Annotated in this window: 18 protein-coding genes and 5 pseudogenes; 21 read left to right on the top strand and 2 right to left on the bottom strand. The window is 43.3% G+C overall.

Annotated elements, in window-relative coordinates; genetic code table 11:
- From R1Y93_RS01520 to R1Y93_RS01575, 12 genes and pseudogenes are all read left to right on the top strand, one after another.
- Positions 1-460: sensor histidine kinase (locus R1Y93_RS01520; protein ID WP_500821375.1), on the top strand; the 460-nt coding region annotated here is incomplete at its 5' end.
- A gap of 18 nt (positions 461-478) precedes the next feature.
- On the top strand, positions 479-781 hold the full coding sequence (locus R1Y93_RS01525) for a response regulator (protein ID WP_500821376.1): 303 nt from the start codon (positions 479-481) through the stop codon (positions 779-781).
- Positions 747-1,259 carry a hypothetical protein gene (locus tag R1Y93_RS01530; RefSeq protein ID WP_500821377.1) on the top strand — a complete coding sequence of 171 codons (513 nt, stop codon included), beginning with the start codon at positions 747-749 and terminating at the stop codon, positions 1,257-1,259. Before R1Y93_RS01525 ends, R1Y93_RS01530 begins: the two co-directional genes overlap by 35 nt.
- Positions 1,256-2,083: an AraC family transcriptional regulator gene (locus R1Y93_RS01535; RefSeq protein WP_500821378.1), complete on the top strand. Its 828-nt coding sequence runs from the start codon at positions 1,256-1,258 to the stop codon at positions 2,081-2,083. Before R1Y93_RS01530 ends, R1Y93_RS01535 begins: the two co-directional genes overlap by 4 nt.
- Positions 2,084-2,227: 144 nt before the next feature.
- The gene (locus R1Y93_RS01540; protein ID WP_500821379.1) at positions 2,228-2,887 is read left to right on the top strand and encodes a substrate-binding domain-containing protein; all 660 of its coding nucleotides are present in this window, start codon (positions 2,228-2,230) and stop codon (positions 2,885-2,887) included.
- A gap of 87 nt (positions 2,888-2,974) precedes the next feature.
- On the top strand, positions 2,975-3,274 hold the full coding sequence (locus R1Y93_RS01545; RefSeq protein ID WP_500821380.1) for a hypothetical protein: 300 nt from the start codon (positions 2,975-2,977) through the stop codon (positions 3,272-3,274).
- Between the two features lie 80 nt (positions 3,275-3,354).
- Positions 3,355-4,878, top strand: a complete 1,524-nt coding sequence (locus tag R1Y93_RS01550) for a sugar ABC transporter ATP-binding protein (protein WP_500821381.1) — start codon at positions 3,355-3,357, stop codon at positions 4,876-4,878.
- Positions 4,871-5,854, top strand: a complete 984-nt coding sequence (locus R1Y93_RS01555) for an ABC transporter permease (protein WP_500821382.1) — start codon at positions 4,871-4,873, stop codon at positions 5,852-5,854. Before R1Y93_RS01550 ends, R1Y93_RS01555 begins: the two co-directional genes overlap by 8 nt.
- A 21-nt stretch (positions 5,855-5,875) precedes the next feature.
- Complete coding sequence (locus R1Y93_RS01560; RefSeq protein WP_500821383.1) at positions 5,876-6,847, top strand: ABC transporter permease; 972 nt, start codon at positions 5,876-5,878, stop codon at positions 6,845-6,847.
- A gap of 112 nt (positions 6,848-6,959) precedes the next feature.
- Positions 6,960-7,451, top strand: a complete 492-nt coding sequence (locus R1Y93_RS01565; RefSeq protein WP_500821384.1) for a cyclase family protein — start codon at positions 6,960-6,962, stop codon at positions 7,449-7,451.
- Between the two features lie 4 nt (positions 7,452-7,455).
- A pseudogene (locus R1Y93_RS01570) lies at positions 7,456-8,420 on the top strand (bifunctional 4-hydroxy-2-oxoglutarate aldolase/2-dehydro-3-deoxy-phosphogluconate aldolase).
- Positions 8,421-8,443: 23 nt separating this feature from the next.
- Positions 8,444-9,466 carry a sugar kinase gene (locus R1Y93_RS01575; RefSeq protein ID WP_500821385.1) on the top strand — a complete coding sequence of 341 codons (1,023 nt, stop codon included), beginning with the start codon at positions 8,444-8,446 and terminating at the stop codon, positions 9,464-9,466.
- Between the two features lie 159 nt (positions 9,467-9,625).
- On the opposite strand, the gene R1Y93_RS01580 is transcribed toward R1Y93_RS01575, so the two are convergent.
- Positions 9,626-10,213 (bottom strand): ComEC/Rec2 family competence protein, encoded by a 588-nt coding sequence (locus R1Y93_RS01580; RefSeq protein WP_500821386.1) that lies wholly within the window; start codon positions 10,211-10,213, stop codon positions 9,626-9,628.
- Complete coding sequence (locus R1Y93_RS01585; protein WP_500821387.1) at positions 10,149-10,541, bottom strand: MBL fold metallo-hydrolase; 393 nt, start codon at positions 10,539-10,541, stop codon at positions 10,149-10,151. The genes R1Y93_RS01580 and R1Y93_RS01585 overlap by 65 nt, the downstream gene beginning before the upstream one ends.
- 232 nt (positions 10,542-10,773) lie before the next feature.
- Here R1Y93_RS01585 and hrcA point away from each other — a divergent pair, with 232 nt between their 5' ends.
- From hrcA to R1Y93_RS01630, 9 genes and pseudogenes are all read left to right on the top strand, one after another.
- On the top strand, positions 10,774-11,814 hold the full coding sequence (gene hrcA / locus R1Y93_RS01590; protein ID WP_500821388.1) for a heat-inducible transcriptional repressor HrcA: 1,041 nt from the start codon (positions 10,774-10,776) through the stop codon (positions 11,812-11,814).
- Between the two features lie 16 nt (positions 11,815-11,830).
- Positions 11,831-12,487, top strand: coding sequence for a nucleotide exchange factor GrpE (gene grpE / locus R1Y93_RS01595; protein ID WP_500821389.1), 657 nt, complete (start codon positions 11,831-11,833; stop codon positions 12,485-12,487).
- A gap of 16 nt (positions 12,488-12,503) precedes the next feature.
- Entirely contained in the window at positions 12,504-14,393 is a 1,890-nt protein-coding gene (gene dnaK, locus R1Y93_RS01600) for a molecular chaperone DnaK (RefSeq protein ID WP_500821390.1), read from the top strand.
- 133 nt (positions 14,394-14,526) lie between these two features.
- Positions 14,527-15,707: pseudogene (gene dnaJ / locus R1Y93_RS01605) on the top strand (molecular chaperone DnaJ).
- 113 nt (positions 15,708-15,820) lie between these two features.
- The gene (locus R1Y93_RS01610) at positions 15,821-16,111 is read left to right on the top strand and encodes a hypothetical protein (protein ID WP_500821391.1); all 291 of its coding nucleotides are present in this window, start codon (positions 15,821-15,823) and stop codon (positions 16,109-16,111) included.
- Positions 16,009-16,557 (top strand): phosphatase PAP2 family protein, encoded by a 549-nt coding sequence (locus tag R1Y93_RS01615; RefSeq protein ID WP_500821392.1) that lies wholly within the window; start codon positions 16,009-16,011, stop codon positions 16,555-16,557. The genes R1Y93_RS01610 and R1Y93_RS01615 overlap by 103 nt, the downstream gene beginning before the upstream one ends.
- A pseudogene (prmA, locus tag R1Y93_RS01620) lies at positions 16,532-17,494 on the top strand (50S ribosomal protein L11 methyltransferase). Before R1Y93_RS01615 ends, prmA begins: the two are co-directional and overlap by 26 nt.
- A gap of 2 nt (positions 17,495-17,496) precedes the next feature.
- A pseudogene (locus tag R1Y93_RS01625) lies at positions 17,497-18,248 on the top strand (16S rRNA (uracil(1498)-N(3))-methyltransferase).
- A 1-nt stretch (position 18,249) separates the two neighbouring features.
- Positions 18,250-19,406, top strand: a pseudogene (locus tag R1Y93_RS01630) (cysteine desulfurase family protein).
- Positions 19,407-19,409: the final 3 nt, after the last annotated feature.

The raw sequence follows: 19,409 nt of genomic DNA on the forward strand, positions 1-19,409 counted from the left end.
CTGTCTTCAGATCCAATCCATGCGTTACAGCAGAAAGTTTACTTATACAGTGGATGTACCTGAGGAATACAAGGATTTTTACACCCTGAAGCTGATCCTGCAGCCACTGGTCGAAAACAGTATTTATCATGGGATGAGTGCGGAACATGGCAGCATCCATATTCATGTATCTCTGATCATGGGGAAGGATACTCTTACATTCCGAGTAGAAGATACAGGACAGGGGATGTCCGAAGAGCAGTTGGAAAGACTGCGTGAAAGTATTCAGGTGCAGGCAAAAAGGGAAGAAGATGTATCTTGCTTGTTACAGAAAAAGAGGGAGGTTATGGACTGCAGAATGTTAACAGAGAGAATTAAGATTTATTTTGGAACCCAGTATGGACTGAGTATCGAATCCAAGCAGGGAGAAGGAACAACTGTTAATGTGGTTATTCCCAAAATACAGGAATACGAAAGCTGAAAAATGGGAGGAAACAGCATGTATAAAGCGATTTTATGTGATGATGATGAGATTATTGCACAGGGATCGAATCATTTTATTCCTTGGGAAAAACTGGGGATTTATATGTGTGGATTCTGTTATGACGGACTACGGGCAAAGGAAATGGTGGACCAGTTCCAGCCAGATATTATTGTATGTGATGTGTGTATGCCTTATATGACCGGACTGGAACTGACCAGATATGCAAGGGAGAAAAATTTGAATACCCGTGTGATTGTGATCAGTGGGTATGATGATTTTAAATATGCACAGGACAGCAATAAAAGCAGGGGCATCTGACTATATTTTAAAGCCTGTGGATGAGCAGGAACTGATCACAGAGTTGAAAAAAGTAGTAAATGAACTGGACAGTCTGAAAGAGCAGCAGAATATTACTGATCAGAGAGACAGGTATTTTCAGGAAAACCAGATGGAGTGCCTGATTTATGAAGGTCTGCATACTTTTATGGAACGCTTTGGGACAGAAAGCTATGAAAAGATTCAGGATACATCCTGTGGTGTGCTGATTGCAAGTATCGATAATTATGAATATCTGGCTTTTCATTTGGCTGAGGAAGAACAGAAAAAAATCAATGAGATTTTTTATAAATGTATGAGAAAATATGGGGAAAATGTAACGGCCTTTGAAAAAAGACTGGGTATGACTGGCTGTTATGTGCTGGGGGAAACAGCTGCAGATGTGCGTACAGTGCGTAATAATTATATTGCAGATGTTAGGGGAGCCTTTAAGAGAAAAGCTTCCAGGATCAATCAGTGACCATAGCCTGCAGCAATATCTATACCAGTATTTCCAGCCTGTCAAAGGCCTATCATGAAGCCCAGGCAGCCCTGCAGGAGCGTTTTGTATATCCTGCAGGCTCCAATATTTTCTATAAGAAGATCGCACATAAGCCCAAGGAGGGGGAAGACAGGGAGTTTGATTCTGTGCTGAATGTAAACGAGATGGTGTCCATGATCAAGCAGGGAAACAGGGATAGGGTAAACCTGATGCTGGATGAAATGCAGACACAGCTTTTGGAAATCGGCGGAAAATCCTATCTGTATATGAAGATCATTACAGGAAATATTTTTGCAAAGCTGTTTAGTGAATTGTATGAATTGGAGATCAGCGAGACAGATCTGGGAATTAATTCCCTGGAGGAATACCAGAAGATTGCTTCCTTGCAAAGTATGGAGGCAGCTATCGATCATCTAAGAAAAACCATTACTTGTGTAGTTGACGCAATGGAAAAAAATAACAACCATAAGTATTACAAATTAATTGCACTGGCAGAAAATTATATTGAGAATCATTATATGGAGAAAGAACTTTCTATGGACAGTGTGGCTAAGCACGTGCATATGAGTACCAGTTATTTCAGTGTGATATTCAAAAATGAAAAAGGGGTTTCATTTACAGATTACCTGATCCAGATTCGTATTGCAAAGGCAAAGGAATTGATGCGTCATACAGATCTTCGGGCATATGAGATTGCAATGAAGGTAGGGTATGATACTGCTGCATATTTCAGTACTGCCTTTAAAAAAGTTACAGGATATTCTCCTTCAGAATATAAAAAACTTGTAACAGAGTTACGATGATTTTGAATGAAATCAAATGATTTTGAAAGGATTGAAAATCAAAGTTCATGTACTTTTTTTAGTACAAATGCTATCTTAGATACAGACATAAAACTGATGATCAAGGGCAAAACAAAAACTATTAAAACCACAGGAGGGAACAAAATGAATGCAAAAAAGGTAGTATGTCTGGTATCTGCAGCAGCAATGGCAATGGGGTTAGCCGGCGGTACAACAGCAGTTTATGCCGATGAAAAAGAGGGATACAAAATCGCATTTGTAAATTGCAGTCTGAATGAGACCTGGCGTGTACAGATGGTTGCAGAATTTGAGCAGGCAGCTGACGAGCTAAAGGAGCAGGGTGTTATATCTGAGTATTATGAGACAAATGCAGATAACGATGCATCTAAACAGGTAAGTGATATGCGGGATATGATTGCGAAGGGCGTGGATGGTATCCTGATCGCAACCGTTAATCCTACTGCGGCCAATGGAGTTATCAAAGAAGCCATGGATGCAGGCATTAAGGTTGTAAATTACAATTCACTGGCAGATACAGATAATTTAACTGCAAAAGTTTATCAGTCAGATAAAGATTTTGGTCGGATCGGAGCGGAATTTATCGTAGATAAGATTGATGGAAAAGGAAAAATCATTGTTCTTAATGGAACAGCAGGTAATTCCGTATCTAACGACCGTTGGCAGGGTGCTGAAGAAGTATTCTTCCAGTATCCGGATATTGAAATCGTAGGTGAAGCATACGGAGAATGGGATTATGCAAAGGGAAAAGCTGCAACAGAAAGTCTCTCTTTCTGCAAATCCTGAAATTGATGCAGTATGGTCACAGGGCGGTGCTATGACACAGGGTGCTGTAGACGCATTTTGTAGCAGCCGGAAGAAAAGCTTGTTCCTATGTCAGGAGAGGCTGGAAACGGTTATATCAAAACATGGATCCAGTATCTGGGAACAGATGATTTTGACAGCGTAGCACCTAACTATACGGCAACCATCAGTGTTACAGCACTGAATACATTGATCGATGCATTGGATGGCAAGGATGTTGAATTTGATCAGTGCCTTGGAAATGAGCACCAATTACATCTGACGATATTAATGATCTGTACAGAGATGACCTTCCGGATTCCTTCTGGTGTGATACACAGCTTACTGAAGAGAATCTGCAAAAATTATTTTCTGAATAACACAGATTAACAGCAGATAAAGAGGCTGCCGCTTTAGCTGAAAAGTTCAAGGCGGCAGCCTTTTTACAAGATTTTGGAAGGGAGAATATCATGGCAGAATGCGTTTTGAAAATGGAACACATTACAAAAACCTTTTCCGGAGTAACAGCCTTAGATGATGTACAATTTGAATGTGAAAAAGGGAAGGTGCACATTCTTGCAGGGGAAAACGGAGCTGGAAAAAGTACGATTTTAAAAATATTGGCTGGTATTTACAAACCAGATGATGGAACGATCACCCTTAATGGAAAGAAAGTAGAGTTTGGAAGTCCGAAGGAGGCACAGGAATCCGGAATCGCCATGGTTTTCCAGGAGCTGACCCTTATTAATGAGCTTACGATTTTTGAAAATGTTTTTCTTAGCAGGGAACAGAAAAAAACAGGATTGATTGACAAGAAAAAACAACTGAAAAAACTGAATAACTGTATGATGGAATATGGGATCAACATGGATCCGTCTACAATTGTAGACCGGCTTTCAGTGGGGCAGAAGCAGATGGTTGAAATCTTGAAAATTCTTGTAAGAAATCCGGACATTATCATTCTGGATGAGCCTACTTCTGCACTAGCAACACATGAAGTAAACACACTTTTTTCCATAATGAGAAAGCTTACAAAAGCAGGAAAAAGCCTGATTTTTATAAGCCATAGAATGGGTGAAATGTTTGAGGTGGGAGATAAACTGACTGTATTTAAGGATGGAAAATATGTGGCTTCCTGTGATATGAAGGACATTACAATGGATGATTTGATCCGTATGATGGTAGGTCGTACATTACAGAATATCTTTCCACCGCATCCGGAAAAAACTGAAGAAGGTGAAGTGATTTTTGAACTGAAAAATTACACCTTTACCCCTGATGGACAACCTATCAATATAGAAATCCATAAAAATGAGATTATTGGAATCGCAGGTCTTCAGGGACATGGGCAAACAGAATTTATTAATTCTATTGCAGGTATGCACCATGTTTATAGTGGTGAATCCATACTGAAAGGACAAAAAAAACATATCCGAAATAGTAAAACAGCAGTGAAGAATGGAATCGCACTGGTTCCAAGTGACCGTAAACAGGAAGGCTTGCTGCTTGATCAGAGCATCCGCAGCAATATTGCACTGGCAAGTATTGATAAACGTAAAAAACTGGGATTTTTGATTGATAAAAAGGCAGAAAAGAAGCTGGTATCCGGTTATAAAGAAAAACTGAACATCAAAATGAGTCATATGGAACAGGATGCCATGGAGCTTTCAGGAGGAAACCAGCAAAAGGTGGTACTTGCAAAAGAACTGGCAATCCATCCACAGGTTATTCTTTTTGATGAGCCTACCAAAGGGATTGATGTGGAAAGCAAAAGAGAATTTTATTATATTATGCGTGATCTGGCCAGTGAAGGAACAGCAGTGATCATGTATTCGACCGACCTTATGGAAGTGATCGGAATGAGTGACAAGGTGCTGGTTATGTATGAAAATAATGTTTGTGCACAGCTAACTGGTGATCGGATCAATGAAGAAGAAATTATGCGTTTTGCAATGGGACTTGGCACAAAGGAAGGTGGTGAAGGCAATGAATGAGCAGGAAACAAAGGGAATCCGGCTTCGTGGAGCGGATTTTAAATATCGGTATTTTCATCAGTGTTTTATTTGGGTGTTTTTGATCGCAGTGATTGTGATCATGAGTTTTGCAAATGAAAATTTTGCTACCCCGTATAATTTCCTGAACCTTTTTGAAAGCTCTGTTACTTTACTGGCTGTTTCCATGGGACAGCTGCTGGTTATTCTGACCGGCGGTATCGACTTGTCGATTTCAGGATTGGTGAGCATGGCCAACTGTATCAGCATTGCCATCATGACAAAATATCCTTCCGGCGGCGGACTGGTTCTTGCCTTGGCTGCAACTATTGCAGCTTGTATGCTGGGCGGTGCATTAAATGGCTTTTGCGTAGCAAGGCTTCGCCTTCCGGCAATCATAGTTACCATTGCAACATGTTCTATCTTTAACGGAATCGCACTTCTGGCTATGGAGATTCCAGGAGGTTCTGTAAATTATGCATTTGCAGATTTTATCAATTATAAGATCGGAGGTTTTCCGGTATCCTTTTTCCTGATAGTGCTCATGGTGATCATCACCACGATTTTTACAAATATGACATCTATGGGAAAGGCAATACGGGCAGTTGGAGGTAATGAAAGTGCAGCCTTTGGTTCCGGTGTAAATGTAAAGAAAACAAAGTTTATGGCCTATCTTCTCAGTGGTTTTTACTGTGCACTTGGAGGCATTTATTTGGGCGTCCGCATGTATTCCGCAGACCCGAATATTGGTTCTAACTATGCAGTATATTCCATTACCGCAACCGTTGTTGGCGGTACATTGATGACTGGAGCTGTAGGAGAAACTGTAGGAACTGTTGCCGGAGTATTTATTATTTACCTGATTAACAATGCTCTGAATCTTCTGGGCGTGAATAATTATTATCAGTTTGCATGTCAGGGAACCGTTCTGATTCTGGCACTGATGATCGGATGTCTGGAATCCAGACGCCGTAAATAAACCGGATAGGAGGAAATAACGATGAATTCACGTACACTGACAGCACCAGGGAAAAAAATAAGTGAAAATCTGAATAAATATATGGTATATATCCTGCTTGTGGTCATGCTGCTCCTGGCACAGTTGTATTCTCCAGGGTATCTGGAAGGAAGCCATATGCTGGGGGTTATACGTCTGGCAGCCTTTATGGGAATGGCAGCCATTTCCCAGACGATTGCAATCTTAAGTGGAGGTATTGACTTATCCATACCCACAACGATTTCCTTTTCCTATATTCTGGCAGCACAGCTGATGATGGGAAAAGATGAAAATATAGGAAAAGCTCTGATCGGAGTATTGATTCTTGGTCTTATCATCGGCATTATCAACGGCGCAGGGGTATGCCTTATGAATATCCCACCTTTTATTATGACTCTTGGAGTAAGTACTATTACCAAAGGTGCATATATGATTTATACAAAGGGAACACCGAAAGGCCGGACAGCACCATTGATCAGTACCATCAGTAACCGGAATTTTATGGGAGTAGTTCCTTATATAGTGATTGTCTGGGTGATTTTTGCAGTAATTGCAATGGTTACTCTGCATAAAACACCCTATGGCAGAAGAATCTATTCTGTTGGAAGTAATGCGAAAGCAACCCAGTTTTCAGGAACAAATACGCATGGCATTATTTTCAGTGTATATATTGTTTCTGCTGTGGTAGCTGCACTGACAGGCTTTTTCCTGATCGGTTATACAGGAGAAAGCTACCTGAATGCAGGTGCAAATTATGATACGCAGGTGATTGCAGCCGTTATTATCGGAGGAACATCTATCACAGGTGGTAAAGGAAGCTATCTTGGCTCTGCTGCAGGTGCCCTGATCATGACGGTATTTACTGATTTCCTGCAAATTGTAAAAGTAGCAGAAGGCTTTCGGATTATCGGGCAGGGAGCCATGATCCTGATTCTGATCGCCCTGTATGCAAGAGAAAAACAGGTAAGAGTGTAAAGGAGGATGTATATGAAATTAATAGATATTACAAGAAATTTAAGCGAAGCTCCTGTCTATCCTGGTTCCTTTAAGACGGAAGTAACAAGAGTGAATAAGATCAGTGAAGGATATGACAGTAATTTCAGCCATATCCGGACAAATACTCAGTGCAGGCACGCATGTGGATGCCACCTGTCATTTTGTAGATGGTGGATCAAGTGTGGAACAGATGCCTTTGGAATTGTATTACGGTTCCTGCCGGGTGCTTACCTTTCCGGAAAAATCCATTTTGAAAAAAGAAGATCTGGAAGGAAAGCTGGATGGGATAAAGAAAATAGCTATTCACGGGAAAGGCTTTACCTATATGGATGCAACCGCTGCCCAGTATCTAATTGATTGTGGAATCACAACCATTCTTACAGATGCATGGAGCGTAGCACCACTGGATAATGAAAAACAGATTCATTCTATGATACTGGCAGCAGGAATCGCCATTGTGGAGAATGTGATTCTTGACCATGTGGAAGATGGAGATTATTGTTTGATGGCATTTCCGGCAAAATTTGACGGATGCGATGGAGCACCTGTACGGGCAGTGCTGATGGAAGAACAGGAGGTTTGAAAATATGAATACAGTATTAGAACAGATAGAGAAAATTGGAATTGTACCGGTTGTTGTGTTAGAAAATGAAGAGGATGCAGTACCTCTTGCTAAAGCGTTGTGTGAAGGCGGTCTTCCCTGTGCAGAGGTGACTTTCCGTACAGAAGCAGCAGAAGCATCCATTCGTGCCATTTCAAAGGCATTCCCTGATATGCTGGTAGGTGCAGGTACTGTGCTGACTGTGGAACAGGTACAGAAGGCAGTAGATGCAGGAGCAAGATTTATTGTAAGTCCAGGATTAAATCCAGAAGTAGTGAAATACTGTGTGGACAGGCAGATCCCTGTAACCCCGGGAACCTGTAATCCAAGCGATATTGAAGCAGCCATTGATCTTGGCCTGGATGTGGTAAAGTTTTTCCAGGCAGAAGCAGCCGGAGGTCTGGCCATGATCAAAGCAGTGGCAGCACCTTATACAAAGATGAAATTTATGCCTACCGGAGGAATCAATGCAGGAAACCTGAACCAGTATCTTGCATTTCCAAAGATCCTTGCCTGTGGCGGCAGTTGGATGGTAAGCAAAGACCTTGTAAAAGCAGGCAATTTTGACAAGATCCGTGATCTGACAAGGGAAGCGGTGATGACCATGCTGGGCTTTGAACTGAAGCATGTAGGCGTAAACTGTAAGGATGAAGCAGAGGCAGAAGAAGTGGCAGGTGCATTTGAAAGCCTGTTTGGCTTTGCAAAGAAAAAAGGAAACAGTTCTGTTTTTGCAGGCGCAGCCCTGGAAGCCATGAAATCTCCTTATCTTGGGGAAAAAGGACACATTGCCATCGGTACCAAGACAGTGTGAAGCGTGCCATCCATTATCTGGAAGGACAGGGGTATGAATTTGATTACAGCACAGCAAAGTATAAAGGAGATCAGATAAGTGCCATTTATCTTAAAAAAGAAGTAGGCGGATTTGCGGTACATCTGGTTCAGAAGGCGTAATCCTTCCAAAAGTGGAGAAAAAAATGGAAAATCAATTTGATGTGCTGGCACTGGGAGAGATCCTTCTCAGATTATCGCCTCCTGGAAATGAACGGATTGTACGCAGCAGTACCTTTGAAAAAAGAATGGGCGGTGCAGAACTGAATGTAGTTTCCGGAATTTCCCTTCTTGGTCTTCGGACAGGGATCATTTCCAGGATCCCTGCCCATACAGTGGGAATGTTTGCCAGAAATGAAGTAAGGTACAGTAAGGTCAGTGACGATTACCTGATCTATGACCGGGATCCGGATGCACGCCTTGGAGTTTATTATTATGAAAACGGAGCCTATCCAAGAAAACCTGGGGTAGTATATGACCGGAAAAACACTTCGATAAATAAGATCTTTCCGGAAGATTTTCCGGATGAGATTTATGAAAACTGCAGATGTTTCCATACTTCCGGTATTACCACTGCCCTTGGGGAGAATTGCAGGCGGACAGCCGTTTATATGATGAAACGGTTTAAGCAAAAGGGTGCCATGATTTCCTTTGATGTGAATTACAGAGCCAATCTGTGGAGTGGGGAAGAAGCCAGAAAATGTGTGGAAGAGCTGCTTCCTTATGTGGATATCTTTTTCTGCTCCGAGGATACTGCAAGGCTTACTTTTCATAAAGAAGGAACTGCCCAGGAAATGATGAAGGAATTTGCCGCAGAATACGATCTGTCTGTGGTTGCTTCAACAAGGCGTATCGTTCACAGCCCACGGCGCCATACCTTTGGTTCTGTTTTATATAATAAGAAAGAAGACAGATTCTATACAGATGATCCTTATGAGAATATCGAGGTGATTGACCGGATCGGAAGCGGGGATGCCTATGTATCCGGAGTGCTGTACGGACTTTTGTGTGAAGGTGGTAGCTGCGAAAAGGCACTGCGTTTCGGAAATGCCAGCGGTGCGGCAAAGAATACCATTCCAGGAGATGTGACTTCCCTAAATCTGAAAGAAATCGAAAATATTATAAAAGAGCATGAAAATCAGGAATTTCACACAGAGATGGAGCGGTAAACGTGCATAGCATGAAATAATTTACAGGTACCATAGCCCAGGAGCTCTGGTGACTGGTATCATGTTAGAAAAGATTTTATGAAAATGACCGGCAGGTGTAAACACATCTGACCGGTCATTTCCTGATCTTACAGGAAATCCCAAATCTCCCTGCAATTTTCAGTGAATGATAACGCTTCGTCTGGAGCTGTTGTAGGTATATACCTGTCCGCCAAGTGCCTTTATATTTTGAAGATTACGGGCTACTGCAGGATAAGTCCGGAGAAAAGCAGGAGCATCCACAAAAGTGATATCAGCACCGATATATTTATAGAAGGAATAACGACCTGTATTATTGCCGTGGTGCGGCGCCTGCAGATAGGTGGATTTTAATTGCTTCTTATATGTATTGATCAGCCGTCTGCCTACCTTTGTGAGAATATCTCCTGTGAATAGCATGCTGGTTTTTCTGCCGGATATTTTAAATACCAGGGAGGAACCGTTACAGATGTCTTTGGTAGTATTGGTCAGGGTGCTGCTGTAGCCGTTGAAAAACTGGAATTTCAGTCCAGAAAAACGGAAGCTGTCACCAGCTCCTTTCCAGTGGATCTTGGAGGTGCCGGACATTAATTTCATAAACTGCTGAAACACAGGATATTCATCCCAGCTGTGTTTATATTTATGGTAGCGACTGTCATTGATCTTAGGAGCGATCACTTTTCGGATCCGGATATCTCCCAGGAGAAGAAAAGATTTTGATAAAAGCACCGGCATGATCCGGATGTGGGTGAGTGATGATCCACAGATCAACTTTGCTGCCCAGACTTTGGATGGTCTTACGGACAAAGGCTTCCTGATCTGCCCAGCCGCCATCAATCACGATTAGTCGGCCATTACTGCCTTTGATGGTGTAGAACATGGACTGCTTTCCGGCATGGTCATCGCCGTACTGTGTAACACGCCAGGAAACAGATGCAATGCCGGCAGAACACGGAACAGCAGGAGAAAGGAATAAGGCCAGCAAAAGGATCAGAAATCCGGCAGCTAGTCCTGCAAAGCGGGTCAGATGTTTATTATAATTCTTTTTTAAATCCATTGAGATGTTTTCCTTTGCTATTATTATGTAATTGTATTATAAGCCGCTTGTGCCTATTTCTCAATCAGGAGTTTGGCTGTATTTTTACAGAAAAAACATCACCAAATTTTCACACAAATTTTTTGTAAAAAATATTGACAAACTTTTACAACAGGTGTATCTTAAGACCATAGATGTTAGCACTCCATTATGTTGAGTGCTAACAAAGCAGATGGGAAAGGAGCAAACATTCATGGATGACGTATTAGATGAGCGCAAAAAGAAAATACTGAAAGCAATCATCAAAACATACATGGAAACAGGTGAGCCGGTAGGTTCCAGAACAATTTCCAAATATCCAGATCTGAATGTAAGTTCAGCAACCATCCGGAATGAGATGTCAGACCTGACCGATATGGGATATATCGTTCAGCCTCATACATCTGCAGGAAGGATCCCATCTGATAAAGGTTACCGTCTCTATGTAGATGAACTGACCAGGGAAAAGGAATCAGAGATCGCAGAGATCCGTGAGATGATGATAGAGAACACGGATAAGATGGATAAGGTATTAAAGAAGGTTGCCAAGGTTTTGGCAGCCAATACTAATTATGCCACTATGATCACGGTTCCACAGTACAGCGGAAGCAGGTTGAAATTCATTCAGCTTTCCAGAGTCAGTGAACACCAGCTGATCGCAGTTGTTGTTTGTGAAGGCAATGTGATCCGCAATCAGATCATTGATCTGGACGAAGAGATGGATGACCAGACTATTCTGAAATTAAACCTTCTTCTGAATACCAACCTGAACGGAGTTCCTATCCAGGATATCAATCTTGGTATGATCGCCAGACTGAAGGAGCAGGCAGGAACCCACAGTGGTGTGGTAGCTACCGTATTAGATGCAGTGGCAGCCACCATTCAGGTGGATGAGGAAGATCTGGAAGTATATACATCAGGAACCACCAATATTTTTAAATATCCGGAACTGGCTGACAAGTCCAGAGCAAGCGAGCTGATCTCCACTTTCGAGGATAAGAAGGAATTGGCAGATATGGTTCGTGAGAGTATGGGTGATCAGGAAAGCACAGGTGTTCAGGTGTACATCGGTGATGAGGTTCCCATCCAGACCATGAAGGATTGCAGTGTTGTAACTGCCACTTATGAGCTGGGTAATGGGATGCATGGGACCATCGGTATCATCGGACCTAAGCGTATGGATTATGAGAATGTTGTGGACAGCTTGAAGAAGCTTAAGGTTCATCTTGATGAAGCAGTAAATAAGAAAACATAGAAAGGCGGTTGACAGCGTGTCAGATATAAAGAAAGAAACCGAAGCTACAGAAGAAACAGTTGAGATTCCGGTGACTGACGGCAGCGAAGAAGAGACAGCAGCTGAGGCTGAGGATACAGAGAAAGAATCTTCCCAAGAAGAGGATAAAGAAGTTCCAGAGGCTGAAGCATCAGAAGAACCAGAAAAAAAAGATGCCAAACCGGAAGAAAAGACAAAGACTTCTTTCTTCGGAAAAAAGAAAAAAGATAAATTTGAACAGCAGGTGGAAGAGCTTACCGATCGTTTAAAGAGAAACATGGCTGAGTTTGATAATTTCCGTAAAAGAACGGAAAAAGAAAAAGCCAGCATGTATGTGATCGGGGCAAGAGATATTGTTGAAAAGATCCTGCCGGTTGTGGATAATTTTGAAAGAGGACTTGCACAGGCTCCAGAGGGAGATGCTTTTGCAGACGGCATGAAGATGATCTACAAACAGTTGATGACCGCTCTTGATGAGATGGGTGTTAAGGAGATCGAGGCCAAAGGCAAAGAGTTTGATCCGAACCTCCATAATGCAGTGATGCATGTAGAGGATGAAAATGCAGGTACTAATGAAGTAGTAGAAGTATTCCAGAAGGGATATACCTATAAAGATTTTGTTGTAAGACACAGTATGGTTAAAGTTGCAAATTGATCAGGAGGGAATTATCATGAGTAAGATTATTGGTATTGATTTAGGTACTACAAACAGTTGTGTAGCAGTTATGGAAGGTGGAAAACCTACCGTTATTGCAAATACAGAAGGATCCAGAACAACACCGTCTGTTGTTGCATTTACAAAGACAGGTGAGCGTCTGGTAGGTGAGCCTGCAAAACGTCAGGCTGTAACAAATGCAGAGAAGACAATCTCATCTATCAAGAGAGAGATGGGTACAGATTATCGTGTAAATATTGAGGGCAAGAAGTATTCTCCACAGGAGATTTCCGCTATGATCCTTCAGAAGCTGAAAAAAGATGCAGAAGGATACTTAGGCGAGCCTGTAACAGAGGCAGTGATCACAGTTCCTGCATATTTCAATGATGCACAGCGTCAGGCTACCAAGGATGCAGGTAAGATCGCAGGTCTTGATGTAAAACGTATCATTAACGAGCCTACAGCAGCAGCTCTTGCTTATGGTCTTGACAATGAAAAAGAGCAGAAGATCATGGTATATGACCTTGGCGGTGGTACATTCGATGTTTCTATCATTGAGATCGGTGATGGCGTTATCGAGGTTCTTTCCACAGCAGGTAACAACCGTCTTGGTGGTGATGACTTCGACCAGAGGATCACAGACTATATGCTTTCCGAGTTCAAGAAGAACGAGGGTGTTGATTTAAGCAACGATAAAATGGCACTCCAGAGACTGAAAGAAGCAGCTGAGAAAGCAAAGAAAGAGCTTTCTTCTGCAACAACAACCAATATCAACCTGCCGTTCATCACAGCTACAGCAGAAGGCCCGAAGCATTTCGATATGAACCTTACAAGAGCTAAATTCGATGAGCTGACACATGATCTGGTTGAGAAGACCGCTGAGCCGGTTCGCCGTGCACTTTCAGATGCAGGCCTTACAGCATCTGAGCTTGGTCAGGTACTTCTGGTTGGTGGATCTACACGTATTCCTGCTGTTCAGGATAAGGTTCGTCAGCTGACTGGCAAGGAGCCAAGCAAATCCCTTAACCCGGATGAGTGTGTTGCACTTGGTGCTTCCGTACAGGGTGGTAAGCTTGCAGGAGAGGCAGGCGCAGGTGATATCCTTCTTCTGGATGTTACTCCGCTGTCACTTTCTATCGAAACAATGGGTGGTATCGCTACAAGGCTGATCGAGAGAAATACAACCATTCCTACAAAGAAGAGCCAGATCTTCTCTACAGCAGCAGATAATCAGACTGCCGTAGACATTAACGTAGTACAGGGTGAGCGTCAGTTTGCAAAAGACAACAAATCCCTTGGACAGTTCCGTTTGGATGGTATTCCGCCAGCACGTCGTGGTGTTCCGCAGATCGAGGTTACATTTGATATTGATGCCAATGGTATCGTAAATGTATCTGCAAAAGATCTTGGTACAGGCAAAGAGCAGCACATTACCATTACAGCAGGATCTAATATGTCCGAGTCCGATATCGACAAGGCAGTAAAAGAAGCTGCTGAGTTTGAAGCACAGGATAAGAAACGTAAAGAAGCAATCGACACCAAGAACAATGCAGATTCCATGGTATTCCAGGTTGAGAATGCCCTGAAAGAAGCAGGAGATAAGATTGATGCCAATGATAAGGCAGCAGTTGAGTCTGATCTGAATGCACTGAAAGATATCCTTGCAAAATGCACAAATCCTGATGAAGTTACAGATTCTCAGGTAGCTGATATCAAAGCTGCACAGGAGAAGATGATGGAAAGCGCTCAGAAGCTTTTTGCAAAGATGTATGAGGCACAGAATCCACAGGGTGGAGCTGCAGGAGCAGGCCCGGATATGGGAGGCGCATCCCAGGGCGGAGCTGCAGGCAGCAATGAAGCCGGATATGGTGATGATGTAGTTGACGCTGACTACAAAGAGGTGTAAAATAGCAGCTGTCTGTTTTTAATAGCACAGACGGCAGCATAAATAAAGTGACTGTTATGACGGCTGCTGCTTTGAAATAGAAGCGGCAGCCGATGTTAAGGTTCTAAATAATTTATATTAGGGAAAAGAGACTATGGCTGATAAAAGAGATTACTACGAGGTTCTTGGTGTTGACAGGAATGCGGATGATGCAGCACTGAAAAAAGCATATCGACAGTTAGCCAAGAAGTATCATCCGGATGTGAACCCGGGAGATAAAGAAGCTGAAGCAAAATTTAAAGAAGCCACAGAAGCCTACAGCGTGCTAAGTGACCCTGCGAAAAGAAAGCAGTATGATCAGTTCGGGCATGCAGCCTTTGAAAATGGCGGCGGCGGTGGTGCCGGTGGCTTTGGCGGATTTGATTTCTCAGGTTCAGACATGGGAGATATTTTCGGGGACATATTTGGCGATCTGTTTGGAGGCGGAAGCAGGAGAAGACCGAATAACGGGCCTACAAAGGGTGCCGATCTCCGTGCAAGAGTCAATATTACATTTGAGGAAGCTGTTTTCGGATGTGATAAGGAGCTGGAGATCACATTTAAAAGATGAATGCACTACCTGCCATGGTACAGGAGCCAAAACCGGGTACATCTCCGGTTACCTGTCCAAGATGTAACGGGGAAGGTCAGAATCGTCTATACCCAGCAGTCCATGTTTGGCATGGTGCGTAATGTACAGACCTGTCCGGACTGCCATGGAACCGGAAAGATCATTAAAGAAAAATGTTCCGCTTGTCGGGGTACCGGCTATACTTCCAGCAGGAAGAAGATCCAGGTGTCCGTACCGGCAGGTATTGACAATGGACAGAGCATCCGCATCCGTGAGAAGGGTGAGCCAGGAGTAAACGGAGGACCAAGAGGAGATCTTCTTGTTGAAGTAAACGTGGCTCGTCATCCTATTTTCCAGAGACAGGATATGAATATTTTTTCCACAGCTCCTATTACTTATGTTCAGGCAGCACTGGGTGGAGATGTGAAGATCAGTACTGTGGACGGAGATGTGGTATATACAGTGAAGCCCGGCACACAGACAGATACAAGGATCCGCCTGAAAGGCAAAGGGGTTCCTTCCCTGCGGAATAAGAATATACGTGGTGACCATTATGTTACTCTGGTTGTTCAGGTTCCTACAGGGCTGAATGAAGAAGCCAAAGAAGCCCTTCGCAGATTTGATGAAGCTTGTGGCAACCGTCCTGCTGAAGCAAAGGGGGATGGCTCTGAAAAAGAAGAAAAAAAGCTTCATGGACAAGAGTAAAAGAGACTTTTGAAGAGTAAAACAAAGGTTTGATGGTGAGAAATACGAGAAAAGAGGGATTCACCTCTTTTCTTTTTTTGTGTCTTATTGTATATTAAGGGTTAGACCTAATATAGAAAAGGAGTAGTCGGCTTTGAAAGAAAAAGCAAAATGGAAAGAATTTCTTGATAAATATGTACCCAGATGGGCATTGATCCCGCTTCTGACTATCCTGGCAGCTAATTGCCTGATCTACTGGGGAAGTGATCTTCTTACTGCAAACAGGCATCATTTTGACTTTACCATGGGATTTGACCGGGCTGTCCTCTGGTTCCGTCATTTGTGTGGTTTTATATCCTGGCATTCCCTTTCTGGGCGATTGGATATCTTCTGTCTGCAAGAAGGGGGAAAGAAACATTTTACAGATTTGTGGCCACAGACCTGACCATTCATCTGACCTGCTTTATTTTATTCCTTGTAATCCCTACTACCAATATCCGGCCGGAGCTGACAGATGGCACCATTTCTGAAAGGATCCTGGGTATTGTGTATGCTATGGATGGAGGTGTGCATCCATCTAATCTTTTTCCTTCGATCCATTGTTATGTAAGCTGGATGTGCTATCGTGGACTTAAGGGAGCCAAGGAGATTCCTGTGTGGTATCAGAGATTTTCCTTTGTATTTGCAGCACTGATCATTATTTCCACCCAGGTATTGAAGCAGCATTATATTGTAGATGCTGTGGCAGGAGTGGCACTTGTGGAAATATTCTGGAGATTTTACAGTAAAAAGCAGCGTTACCAGAAGCTGATGGGTATTTTTGAGGCGTTAAATCACAAGATATGGAAAGGAGAAGGAAATTTAGATGAAGTGGAATCGTTTCACCATTAAGACAAAAACAGAGGCAGAGGATGTGATCATTTCAGCTCTTGCAGATGTAGGCATTGAGGGCGTGGAGATCCAGGACAAGCAGCCTCTTACAGATGAAGATAAAGCACAGATGTTTGTAGATATTATGCCTGATTGTCCGGAGGATGACGGGATCGCATATCTGAATTTTTATCTTGAAGAAGATGAAGATACAGAAGAAGCACTGAAAAATGTGCGCCAGGCACTGGATGAGGTCAGCTCTTATATGGATATTGGAGAGGGCAGTATTGAGCAGTCCCAGACAGAGGATAAGGACTGGATCAATAACTGGAAAGAATACTTCCATCAGTTTTATGTAGATGATATTCTGATCGTACCTTCCTGGGAAGAGGTTAAAGAAGAGGACAAAGGGAAAATGATCCTTCATATCGATCCAGGCACTGCTTTTGGCACTGGTATGCATGAGACAACACAGCTGGTGATCCGTCAGCTGAAAAAGCTGGTCCATAAAGATACGCAGATGCTGGATGTAGGCACAGGAAGCGGTATTCTAGGCATTGTAGGCCTGAAACTGGGAGCAGCCCATGTGAGTCGGCACAAAGTATCCTGGCCATCCCTGTGCAGTTCCTGCAGTCGCAGAGAACAAAGAAGCTAATGGGATCCCGGATGATGCCTTTGATATGATGATCGGTAATATTATTGACGATAAGAAGATTCAGGATCAGGCAGGCTATGAGAAGTATGATCTTGTAACAGCCAACATTCTGGCAGATGTATTGGTTGCCCTGACACCGGAAGTGGTAAGCCATATGAAAAAGGGCGCTTATTATGTAACATCAGGGATCCTGGATGTGAAAGAGGACACGGTGGTACAGGCTGTGAAAGCTGCCGGCCTTTTGGTGGAAGAGATCGACCCATCAGGGGCTAGTGGGTATGTGTGACAGCAAGAAAGGAATAAGCATGCAGAGATTTTTTGTAGAACCTGGACAGGTAGATGAAGCTGCAGGACAGATCCTGATCTGTGGGGGAAAATGATGTGAACCATATCCGGAATGTGCTCCGTATGCGGGAAGGTGAAGAGCTTTGGATCAGTGCAGGAGGCGAAAGGGAATATTATTGCAGCATCCAATCCCTTTCACCGGAACAGATAGAACTTAAAATCTATTATATTTCCAGACCGGACTATGAACTTCCCACCCGGCTGTATCTTTTCCAGGGGATTCCCAAAGGGGATAAGATGGATCTGATCGTACAGAAAGCAGTGGAGCTTGGGGCTTATTCCATTATCCCGGTAGAGATGAAACGGTGTGTGGTACGGCTTGATGCCAAGAAAGCCCAGAAAAAACAGCAAAGATGGCAGCAGATCGCAGAAGGCGGTGCAAAGCAGTCAAGAAGGATGATCATTCCAAAGGTAGAGCCGGTAATGTCCTTCAAAAGAAGCTTTGGATTTTGCCGGACAGATGGATCTTTGTCTGATTCCGTATGAGAATGCAAAGGGAATGGAAGAAACACGGCAGATTCTGTCTCAGGTAAAGCCAGGGATGAGCGTAGGGATATTCATTGGTCCTGAAGGCGGTCTTGAAGAAGAAGAGGTCCGGCTTGCCATGGAGCATGGAGCAAGACAGATCACACTGGGGCACAGGATCCTGCGTACAGAGACAGCAGGAATGGCGATCCTGTCAGTACTGATGTTTCAGCTGGAGGAAAGATAAGATGGAAGCATATTTTGATAATTCAGCCACAACCAGATGTTATCCAGAGGTCGCACAGATCGTGGTAAAAACAATGACAGAGGATTTCGGTAATCCTTCAGCCATGCATCAGAAGGGTGTGGAGGCAGAAAAATACATCCGTGATACAAAGGAAATCCTTGCAAGGATCCTGAAAGTAAAGGAAAAAGAGATCTTTTTTACATCCGGTGGGACAGAAAGCAATAATCTTGCCCTGTTTGGGGCAGCCCAGGCAAATGCAAGAAGTGGAAAACACGTGATCACTACAGCAGTGGAGCATGCAGCAGTAGGACAGCCAATGGAAAGGCTGGCGCAAATGGGCTATGAAGTTACAGTCCTTCCAGTAGATCATACAGGTGTGGTAGATATGAAAGCCCTGGAAGAAGCACTTCGTCCGGATACGATTCTTGTTTCTACCATGTATGTGAAAATAATGAAGTGGGTGCAGTGATGCCTGTGGAAAAAATCGGAGCGCTTGTCCATGAGAAAAGCCCTAAGGCTTTGTACCATGTGGATGCTATCCAGGCATTTGGAAAATATACCATTCATCCTAAAAAAACAGGTATTGATCTGTTGTCTGTAAGCAGTCACAAGCTGCACGGACCCAAGGGGGTTGGTTTTTTATATATCAACGAAAAAGCGAAAATACAGCCCCAGATCCTTGGCGGTGGACAGCAGGATGGGATGCGTTCCGGTACAGACAATGTGCCGGGGATCGCAGGTCTTGGTGTAGCCGCACAGATGGTTTATGATCATTTGGAGGAAAACAGGGAGCATCTTTATCAGCTGAAGGAGTACTTGGCAGAGGGGCTTTTAAAGCTGGATGATGTGTGCCTGAATGGTATGGGATTACGGGAAGGGGCACCACAGATCTTAAGTGCCAGCTTTCTTGGTATTAGAAGCGAAGTACTGCTCCATACACTGGAAGACCGGGGGATCTATGTTTCAGCAGGGAGCGCCTGCTCCAGCCATAAACGTAAAGCAGCAGGTACTTTGGCTGCCATGGGAATGCCGGCTCCCCAGAAAGAGAGCACGCTTCGGTTCAGCTTTTCAGAAGAAAATACATTTGAAGAAATTGATTACTGTCTGGAAGTCCTTCGGGAAGTGGTTCCTGTACTTCGCAGATATTCCAGGCATTAGGAG

This window comes from Blautia sp. HA3515, from assembly GCF_059933065.1.

What these genes read in the sequence shown, in the direction of transcription:
- dnaK (WP_500821390.1), top strand. Translation starts at nt 12,504, where the DNA reads ATGAGTAAGATTATTGGTATTGATTTAGGTACTACAAACAGTTGTGTA.
- R1Y93_RS01565 (WP_500821384.1), top strand. Translation starts at nt 6,960, where the DNA reads ATGACAGTAATTTCAGCCATATCCGGACAAATACTCAGTGCAGGCACG.
- R1Y93_RS01550 (WP_500821381.1), top strand. Translation starts at nt 3,355, where the DNA reads ATGGCAGAATGCGTTTTGAAAATGGAACACATTACAAAAACCTTTTCC.
- R1Y93_RS01540 (WP_500821379.1), top strand. Translation starts at nt 2,228, where the DNA reads ATGAATGCAAAAAAGGTAGTATGTCTGGTATCTGCAGCAGCAATGGCA.
- hrcA (WP_500821388.1), top strand. Translation starts at nt 10,774, where the DNA reads ATGGATGACGTATTAGATGAGCGCAAAAAGAAAATACTGAAAGCAATC.
- R1Y93_RS01585 (WP_500821387.1), bottom strand. Translation starts at nt 10,541, where the DNA reads ATGGATTTAAAAAAGAATTATAATAAACATCTGACCCGCTTTGCAGGA.
- R1Y93_RS01560 (WP_500821383.1), top strand. Translation starts at nt 5,876, where the DNA reads ATGAATTCACGTACACTGACAGCACCAGGGAAAAAAATAAGTGAAAAT.
- R1Y93_RS01555 (WP_500821382.1), top strand. Translation starts at nt 4,871, where the DNA reads ATGAATGAGCAGGAAACAAAGGGAATCCGGCTTCGTGGAGCGGATTTT.
- R1Y93_RS01575 (WP_500821385.1), top strand. Translation starts at nt 8,444, where the DNA reads ATGGAAAATCAATTTGATGTGCTGGCACTGGGAGAGATCCTTCTCAGA.
- R1Y93_RS01530 (WP_500821377.1), top strand. Translation starts at nt 747, where the DNA reads ATGCACAGGACAGCAATAAAAGCAGGGGCATCTGACTATATTTTAAAG.
- R1Y93_RS01545 (WP_500821380.1), top strand. Translation starts at nt 2,975, where the DNA reads ATGTCAGGAGAGGCTGGAAACGGTTATATCAAAACATGGATCCAGTAT.
- R1Y93_RS01525 (WP_500821376.1), top strand. Translation starts at nt 479, where the DNA reads ATGTATAAAGCGATTTTATGTGATGATGATGAGATTATTGCACAGGGA.